This is a genomic window from Puerhibacterium puerhi, assembly GCF_009846865.1.
In the GTDB taxonomy this organism is placed as follows: domain Bacteria; phylum Actinomycetota; class Actinomycetes; order Actinomycetales; family Cellulomonadaceae; genus Puerhibacterium; species Puerhibacterium puerhi.
In genome coordinates, this window is record NZ_WUWN01000005.1 from 149,340 (window position 1) to 157,439 (window position 8,100).

Genomic DNA, 8,100 nt, shown 5'->3' on the forward strand with positions numbered 1-8,100 from the left:
TGATCAGCCTCAGGCGTCGGCCGGCTCGGTGGCGATCGCGTCGGCCGCGTCGGCGTCCTTCGCGTCGTCCTCGGTCACGGCGACGAGCGAGAGCTTGCCGCGCGGGTCGATCTCGCCGATCTCCACCTGGACCTTCTGGCCCACGGACAGCACGTCGTCGACGTTCTCGACGCGCTTGCCGCCCACGAGCTTGCGGATCTGGCTGATGTGCAGCAGACCGTCCTTGCCCGGGGCGAGGGAGACGAACGCGCCGAACGACGTCGTCTTGACGACGGTGCCGACGAAGCGCTCGCCGACCTCCGGCACGTGCGGGTTCGCGATCGCGTTGATCGCGGCGCGCGCGGCCTCGGCCGACGGGCCGTCGACGGCGCCGATGTAGACGGTGCCGTCGTCCTCGATCGTGATGTCGGCGCCCGTCTCCTCCTGGATCTGGTTGATCATCTTGCCCTTGGGCCCGATGACCTCGCCGATCTTGTCGACCGGCACCTTCACGGAGATGACGCGCGGGGCGTTCGGGGACATCTCGTCCGGCGTGTCGATGGCCTCGGCGATGACGTCGAGGATCGTCAGGCGGGCGTCACGGGCCTGGGTCAGCGCGCCGGCCAGGACCGAGGCGGGGATGCCGTCGAGCTTGGTGTCGAGCTGGATGGCGGTGACGAACTCGCGCGTGCCGGCGACCTTGAAGTCCATGTCGCCGAAGGCGTCCTCCGCACCGAGGATGTCGGTGAGCGCCGCGTAGCGGGTCTCGCCGTCGACGGTGTCGGAGATGAGGCCCATCGCGATGCCCGCGACCGGCGCCTTGAGCGGCACGCCGGCGTTGAGCAGCGACAGCGTCGAGGCGCACACGGAGCCCATCGACGTCGAGCCGTTGGAGCCGAGGGCCTCGGACACCTGGCGGATCGCGTAGGGGAACTCCTCGCGGCTCGGCAGCACCGGCACGAGGGCGCGCTCGGCGAGGGCGCCGTGGCCGATCTCGCGGCGCTTCGGCGAGCCGACGCGGCCCGTCTCGCCCGTGGAGAACGGCGGGAAGTTGTAGTTGTGCATGTAGCGCTTGCGCGTGACCGGCCCGAGCGAGTCGATCTGCTGCTCCATGCGCAGCATGTTCAGCGTGGTGACGCCCAGGATCTGGGTCTCGCCGCGCTCGAACAGCGCCGAGCCGTGCACGCGCGGGATGACCTCGACCTCGGCCGAGAGGGTGCGGATGTCGCGCAGGCCGCGGCCGTCGATGCGCACGCCCTCGGTGAGCACGCGCTGGCGCACGAGCTTCTTCTGCAGCGAGCGGAAGGCGGCGGACAGCTCCTTCTCGCGGCCCTCGAACTGCGGGCCGAGGTCGGCCAGCAGGCCGGCCTTGATCTCGTCGAGCCGGCTCTCGCGGGCCTGCTTGTCGCCGATGGCCAGGGCCTCGGCGGCCGGGGCCGACACGGCGGCCTCGACGGCGGCGTAGGCGTCGTCCTGGTAGTCCGGGAAGAGCGGGAACTCCTGGACGTCCTTGGCGGCCTGCTCGGCGAGCGCGGCCTGCGCCTCGCACAGCGCGCGCAGGAACGGCTTGGCGGCCTCGATGCCCTCGGCGACGACCTCCTCGGTCGGAGCCTGGGCACCCTCCTCCTTGATGAGCTTCCACGCGTCGTCGGTGGCCTCGGCCTCGATCATCGCGATGGCCACGTCGTCGCCGACGACACGGCCCGCGACGACCATCTCGAAGACGGCGCGCTCCTTGTCGGAGAACTTCGGGAACGCGACCCACTGGCCGTCGATCAGGGCGACGCGCACGCCGGCGACGGGGCCGGAGAACGGCAGGCCGGAGATCTGCGTGGACAGCGACGCGGCGTTGATCGCCAGCACGTCGTAGGCGTCGTCCGGGTGGATGGCCAGGACGGACACGACGACCTGGACCTCGTTGCGCAGGCCCTTGACGAACAGGGGGCGCAGCGGGCGGTCGATCAGGCGGCACGCCAGGATCGCCTCGGTCGAGGGGCGGCCCTCGCGGCGGAAGAACGAGCCGGGGATGCGGCCCGCGGCGTACATGCGCTCCTCGACGTCCACCGTCAGCGGGAAGAAGTCGAACTGGTCCTTGGGCTGCTTGCCGGCCGTGGTGGCCGACAGGAGCATGGTCTCGCCGTCCAGGTAGGCGGCGACGGAGCCGGCGGCCTGGCGGGCGAGGCGGCCCGTCTCGAAGCGGACGGTGCGGGTGCCGAAGCGGCCGTTGTCGATGACGGCCTCGGCGAACTGGATCTCGGGACCCTCCATGGGGTGCCCTCCGTTCTGCGAGGGCGCCGGGCCTCGGCGGTCTTCGATCGAGGCCCTCCGACACCGGGCCGTCGGCCCTGTCCGCGGCGGCGCGCAGGCCGCGCGGAGGTTCGGGGAGCCACTACCGAGGACCGGACGAGCGCCGGCGCGGCGGTGGTGGTATACGGGACTATCTCACCAGACCAGCCCGGCCCCTGCAGCAGGGACCGGGCTGGATCGGGAGTGTCAGCGGCGAAGGCCGAGGCGCTCGATCAGCGAGCGGTAGCGCTGGATGTCGATCTTCTGCAGGTAGCCCAGCAGACGACGGCGCTGGCCGACCAGCAGCAGCAGCCCGCGGCGGCTGTGGTGGTCGTGCTTGTGGGTCTTGAGGTGCTCGGTCAGGTCCTTGATGCGCTGCGAGAGGAGCGCGATCTGCACCTCCGGCGAGCCCGTGTCGCCCTCGTGCGTCGCGTACTCGGTCATGATGCGCTGCTTGGTGGCAGTGTCGAGCGGCATGGCTCTCCTCGGTGTCGTTGCGCGGTGCTCCGGGGCTGTTCCGCCGGGCGCTCTCGTTCCGCGGCCGTTCTGACGGCCCCAGCAGTCTAACAGCGCCGACGCGCCCGCCGGGACGAGCGCCGGGTCACGCGCCGAGGATCGCCCGGGCCCGGGCCACGTCCTGGCGCATCTGCGCCACGAGCGGGTCGACGCCGTCGAACCGCAGCGTGGGCCGCAGGTGGGCGACCAGCTCGAGCACGACCTCCTCGTCGTACAGGTCGAGGTCGGTGCGGTCGAGCACGTACGCCTCGACGCGGCGCTCCACGCCGTCGAACGTCGGGTTGGTGCCCACGGAGACAGCGGCCGGCAGCGCCGCGTCCGGGTGGTCGGCGGGCAGCGAGGGGCGCAGCAGGCGTCCGGCGTAGACGCCGTCGGCCGGCACCATGCCGCGGATCGCCCCGAGGTTCGCCGTGGGGAAGCCGAGCGTGCGCCCCCGCGCGTCGCCGTGCACGACGACGCCGCGGACGCGGTGGGCCCGGCCGAGCACGGCGGCGGCCCCCTCGACGTCGCCCTCGGCGAGCAGGGCGCGGGCCGCGGAGCTCGACCAGCGGTCGCTCCCCCGGTCGCCGGCGCCCTCGCCGGGCCGCTCGAGGCGGCCGACATCGTCGACCGCGACGACCTCGAAGCCGTGCCGGCCGCCGAGCTCGACCATCGTGGCGAGCGTGCCGGAGTTGTCCTTGCCGAAGCGCACGTCGTGGCCGACCACCACGGTGCGGGCCCGCAGCCCCTCGACGAGGTAGCGCGTGACGAACTCCTCCGGCGTGAGCGCCGCGAGGTCCAGGGTGTAGCGGACCAGGAGCACCCCGTCGAGGCCCGTGGCGGCCAGCAGCTCCAGGCGGTCGTCGAGGCCGGTGAGCAGCTCCGGCGCCTGCTCGGGGCGGTGCACCTGCGCCGGGTGCGGGTCGAACGTCAGGGCGACGGCAGCCCGGCCGTCGGCCCGGGCGAGCTGCACGACGCGGCCGAGCACCGCCTGGTGGCCGCGGTGCACGCCGTCGAAGTTGCCGATCGTCACGACGGACGACCCGAGGTCGTCGGGGACCTGGGCCAGGTCCTGCCACACCTGCACGCGCGTCGCTCCTCGTCCTCGTCCGGCCGGGCGCCGGCTGTCGACCGTCAAGGGTAGCCCGCCCGGCGGGGCGGGCCGGTGCGGGCGGTCCCGGCGCTCAGCCGCCGGCCGGCGCCAGGACCAGGACCGGTCGCGCCAGGTCCTCCCCGCGGCGCCGGGCGTCCTCGAGCAGGGCCACGAGCTCGCCGTCCGGCGAGATCGCAGCCACGGTGCCCGGCGCCCCGGTGGGCGCCACCCACCGCCCGAACCCGAGGTCGACGGCCTCGGCCGCGGAGAGCTCGCGCACGGGGAAGGTGGCGCGCGCGGCGTCGGCGAGCGGGAGGGTGGCGAGCACGCCGTCGGCGTCCGCCTGGGCCTCGAGCTGCTCCAGCGTGCGCGCCGCCGCGAGCGTGTGCCCGCCCACGCGCGTGCGGCGCAGCGCCGTCAGGTGCCCGGCCGTGCCCAGCGCCGCGCCGAGGTCGCGGGCCAGCGCGCGCACGTACGTGCCCGACGACACGACGACCTCGACATCCAGGTCGAGCACCGGGACGCCGTCGGCGTCGCCGGCGCGCGCGGCGAGCACCTCGAAGCGGCGCACCGTGACGGGGCGGGCCGCGAGCTCGACCTCCTCCCCCGCCCGGACGCGCGCGTAGGCGCGCCGGCCATCGACCTTGATCGCCGAGACGGCGGTGGGCACCTGGTGGATGTCCCCGGTGAGATCGGCGACGGCCGCGGCGATCGCCGCGTCGGTCAGCCCCGCGGCGCCGGGGCGCGCGGTCGCCTCGCCCTCGGCGTCGTCCGTGGTGGTGCCGACGCCGAGGCGGACGGTGGCGTCGTAGGCCTTGTCCGCCCCGACGACGTAGGTCAGCAGGCGCGTGGCCCGGCCCACGCCGACGACGAGCACGCCGGTCGCCATGGGGTCGAGCGTGCCGGCGTGCCCCACCTTCCGGGTGCCGGCGAGCCGCCGGACCCGCCCGACGACGTCGTGGCTGGTCCACCCGGCGGGCTTGTCGACGACGAGCAGGCCGTCCGGCGCGGTGGGCCGGCGCGGCGGTCGCGGCGTGGCGGGCGTGTCGGTGCGCACGGCGTCGCCGGCCTCAGGCGCGGCGGTCGTCGTCGGCGCCGAGGTCGTCCTCGAGGTCGAGGTCGTCCTCGTCGGCGTCCGCGTCGCCGGGCTCGGCGGGCTTGCGGTAGGGGTCCTCCCCGCCCGCGTACGCCTTGCCCTCGCGCAGGGCGGCCAGCTCCGCGTCGCGGCGGCGGGCCTCGTCCAGCGCGGCCGTGAGGTGCGCGGCGGTCTCGGGCACGGCGTCGAGGTGGAACTCGATCGCCGGGGTGAGGCGCACGCCGGTCTGCTTGCCGACCTCCGAGCGCACCAGGCCCTTGGCGCTCTCGAGCGCCGCCGCGGTGCCGGCCCGCTCCGTGTCGTCGCCGTAGACGGTGTAGAAGATCGACGCGTTCTGCAGGTCGCCGGTCACGCGCACGTCGGTGATCGTGACGAACCCGAGGCGCGGGTCCTTGATCCGCGTGTCGAGCAGCTGCGCGACGATCACCTTGATGCGGTCCGCCAGCCGGCGGGCGCGCGGGTTCTCGGCCATGGGTGGGTTCCCTCCCGGGGATGTGTCGTGGACGCCCGTGGCCCGGGCGCCCTGCCGCTGGCAGGGCACCCGGGCCACGGGGCGTCAGGGCGGCGTCAGACGCGCGGCTTCTCGCGCATCTCGAAGGTCTCGATGATGTCGCCCTCGGTGATGTCGTTGTACGCGCCGAGGCCGATACCGCACTCGAAGCCCTCGCGGACCTCGGTGACGTCGTCCTTCTCGCGGCGCAGCGACTCGATCGTGAGGTTGTCCCCGATGACCGTGCCGTTCCGCAGGACGCGCGCCTTCGAGTTCCGTCGGATGGTGCCCGAGCGGATGATCGAACCGGCGATGTTGCCGAACTTCGAGGAGCGGAAGACCTGACGGATCTCCGCGGTCCCGAGCTGGACCTCCTCGTACTCCGGCTTGAGCATGCCCTTGAGCGCGGCCTCGACGTCCTCGATCGCCTGGTAGATGACCGAGTAGAACTTGACCTCGACGCCCTCGCGGTCGGCCAGGTCCTCGACGCGCTCGCCGAACTTCACGTTGAAGCCGATGATCACGGCGTTGTCCACCGTGGCCAGGTTCACGTCGTTCTGCGTGATGGCGCCGACGCCGCGGTGGATGACCCGCAGCTGGACCTCGTCGCCCACGTCGATCTTGAGCAGCGAGTCCTCGAGCGCCTCGACGGCACCGGACACGTCGCCCTTGATGACGAGGTTGAGGGTCTCGACCTTGCCCTGCTCGAGCGCCTTGGTGAAGTCCTCGAGGCTGATGCGCTTGCGGCGCTTGGCCAGGAGGGCGGCACGCTCGGCGGCCTCGCGCTTCTCGGCGATCTGACGGGCGGTGCGCTCGTCCGGCGCGACCAGGAAGGTGTCGCCGGCGCTCGGCACCGAGGACAGACCCAGCACCTGGACCGGGCGGGCCGGCTCGGCGGCGGTCACCGCGTTGCCGTGCTCGTCGAACATCGCACGGACGCGGCCGTGGGCCGTGCCCGCGACGATCGCGTCGCCGACGTGCAGCGTGCCCGACTGGACCAGCACCGTGGCCACGGCACCGCGGCCGCGGTCGAGGTTGGCCTCGACCGCGACACCGCGCGCGTCCTTGTCCGGGTTGGCGCGCAGGTCGAGCGCGGCGTCCGCGGTGAGCAGCACCGCCGAGAGCAGGTCGTCGATGCCCATCCGCTGCTTGGCGGAGACGTCGACGAACATGGTGTCGCCGCCGTACTCCTCGGCCACCAGGTTGTACTCGGTGAGCTGCTGGCGGATCTTGGCGGGGTTGGCCCCCTCCTTGTCCACCTTGTTCACCGCGACCACGATCGGCACGTTGGCCGCCTGGGCGTGGTTGAGCGCCTCGATCGTCTGGGGCATCACGCCGTCGTCCGCCGCGACCACGAGGATCGCGATGTCCGTCACCTGTGCACCACGGGCACGCATGGCGGTGAACGCCTCGTGACCCGGGGTGTCGATGAACGTGATGGCCCGGTCGACGCCCTCGTGCTCCGTGCGCACCTGGTAGGCACCGATGTGCTGGGTGATGCCGCCGGCCTCGCCCGCGACGACGTCCGTGGACCGGACGGCGTCGAGGAGCTTCGTCTTTCCGTGGTCGACGTGACCCATGACCGTGACGACCGGCGGGCGCGGGGCGAGGTCCTCGTCGGACTCCGCCTCGAGCTCGGCGTCCAGGTCGATGTCGAAGGACCCGAGCAGCTCGCGGTCCTCCTCCTCGGCCGAGACCATCTCGATCTTGTAGCCGAGCTCCTCGCCGAGGACGCCGAACGTCGCCTCGTCGAGCGACTGCGTGGCCGTGGCCATCTCGCCCAGGTGGAACAGCACCGTCACGAGCGACGCGGGGTTCGCGTCGATCTTGTCGGCGAAGTCGTTGAGCGACGCACCCTGACGCAGGCGCACGACGGTCTCGCCGTTGCCGCGCGGGACGGTGACGCCGCCCAGCGACGGCGCCTGCATCTGCTCGAACTCCTGCCGCTTCGCACGCTTCGACTTGCGCCCGCGGACCGGACGACCGCCGGCGCGCCCGAAGGCGCCCTGCGTGGAGCCACGACCGGCGCCACCGCGGCCGCCGCCGCCGGGACGGCCGGCGAAGCCGCCGCCACCACCCGGACGGCCGGCGAAGCCGCCGCCACCGCCCCCGCCACCGGGACGGCCGCGGCCGCCGGCACCGGCCGGGCGCTCGCCCGGACGCGGCATGGAGGAACGGGTGGGCATCATGCCGGGGTTCGGGCGCGGGCCGCCCGGACGCGGCGCCGCAGGACGCGGCCCGCCGGGACGGGGTCCGCCCGGACGGGGACCGCCGGGACGCTCGCCGGAGGCCGCGGCCGGGGCCTCGCCCCGGTCGGGGCGCTGGCCCGGGCGCGGCATGCCCTGGCTGGACGCGAACGGGTTGTTGCCCGGGCGCGGGGCGCCGGGACGCGGCATCCCCTGGCTCGAGGCGAACGGGTTGTTGCCCGGGCGCGGCTGGCCGCCACCCTGGCGGCCGGAGCGCTCGCCGCGCTCGCCGCGGTCACCACGGCCACCGGGGCGACCGCCGTCCGCCGGGGCGGGACGCGACGGGCGCGGACCGGGCGTCGGGGCACCCGGCCGGGGCGCCGCGGGGCGCGAGGGCGCGGCCGAGGCGGCGGGCGCCTCGGGCTGCGCGGGGGCCTGCGGGGCAGGCTTGGGGGCGGCGGGCCGCGAGGCACCC

Annotated in this window: 6 protein-coding genes; all 6 read right to left on the bottom strand. The window is 74.3% G+C overall.

Translation table 11 applies throughout. The features are described 5' to 3' along the window. Nucleotides 1-9: 9 nt before the first annotated feature. Nucleotides 10-2,247 carry a polyribonucleotide nucleotidyltransferase gene (locus tag GSF02_RS05125; RefSeq protein ID WP_159793385.1) on the bottom strand — a complete coding sequence of 746 codons (2,238 nt, stop codon included), beginning with the start codon at nucleotides 2,245-2,247 and terminating at the stop codon, nucleotides 10-12. Nucleotides 2,248-2,472: 225 nt separating this feature from the next. Next, nucleotides 2,473-2,742 carry a 30S ribosomal protein S15 gene (gene rpsO, locus GSF02_RS05130; protein ID WP_159793387.1) on the bottom strand — a complete coding sequence of 90 codons (270 nt, stop codon included), beginning with the start codon at nucleotides 2,740-2,742 and terminating at the stop codon, nucleotides 2,473-2,475. A gap of 124 nt (nucleotides 2,743-2,866) precedes the next feature. Beyond that, entirely contained in the window at nucleotides 2,867-3,847 is a 981-nt protein-coding gene (locus tag GSF02_RS05135) for a bifunctional riboflavin kinase/FAD synthetase (protein ID WP_159793389.1), read from the bottom strand. 97 nt (nucleotides 3,848-3,944) lie between these two features. Next, on the bottom strand, nucleotides 3,945-4,910 hold the full coding sequence (truB, locus tag GSF02_RS05140; RefSeq protein ID WP_159793391.1) for a tRNA pseudouridine(55) synthase TruB: 966 nt from the start codon (nucleotides 4,908-4,910) through the stop codon (nucleotides 3,945-3,947). 13 nt (nucleotides 4,911-4,923) lie between these two features. Further along, complete coding sequence (rbfA, locus tag GSF02_RS05145; RefSeq protein WP_159793393.1) at nucleotides 4,924-5,421, bottom strand: 30S ribosome-binding factor RbfA; 498 nt, start codon at nucleotides 5,419-5,421, stop codon at nucleotides 4,924-4,926. Nucleotides 5,422-5,516: 95 nt separating this feature from the next. After that, nucleotides 5,517-8,100 (bottom strand): translation initiation factor IF-2 (infB, locus tag GSF02_RS05150; RefSeq protein WP_159793395.1); only part of this gene is annotated, 2,584 nt, incomplete at its 5' end.

Bases quoted from the DNA above. Each gene is read 5' to 3' on its own strand.
- GSF02_RS05125 (WP_159793385.1), bottom strand. From the start codon at position 2,247: ATGGAGGGTCCCGAGATCCAGTTCGCCGAGGCCGTCATCGACAACGGC.
- rpsO (WP_159793387.1), bottom strand. From the start codon at position 2,742: ATGCCGCTCGACACTGCCACCAAGCAGCGCATCATGACCGAGTACGCG.
- rbfA (WP_159793393.1), bottom strand. From the start codon at position 5,421: ATGGCCGAGAACCCGCGCGCCCGCCGGCTGGCGGACCGCATCAAGGTG.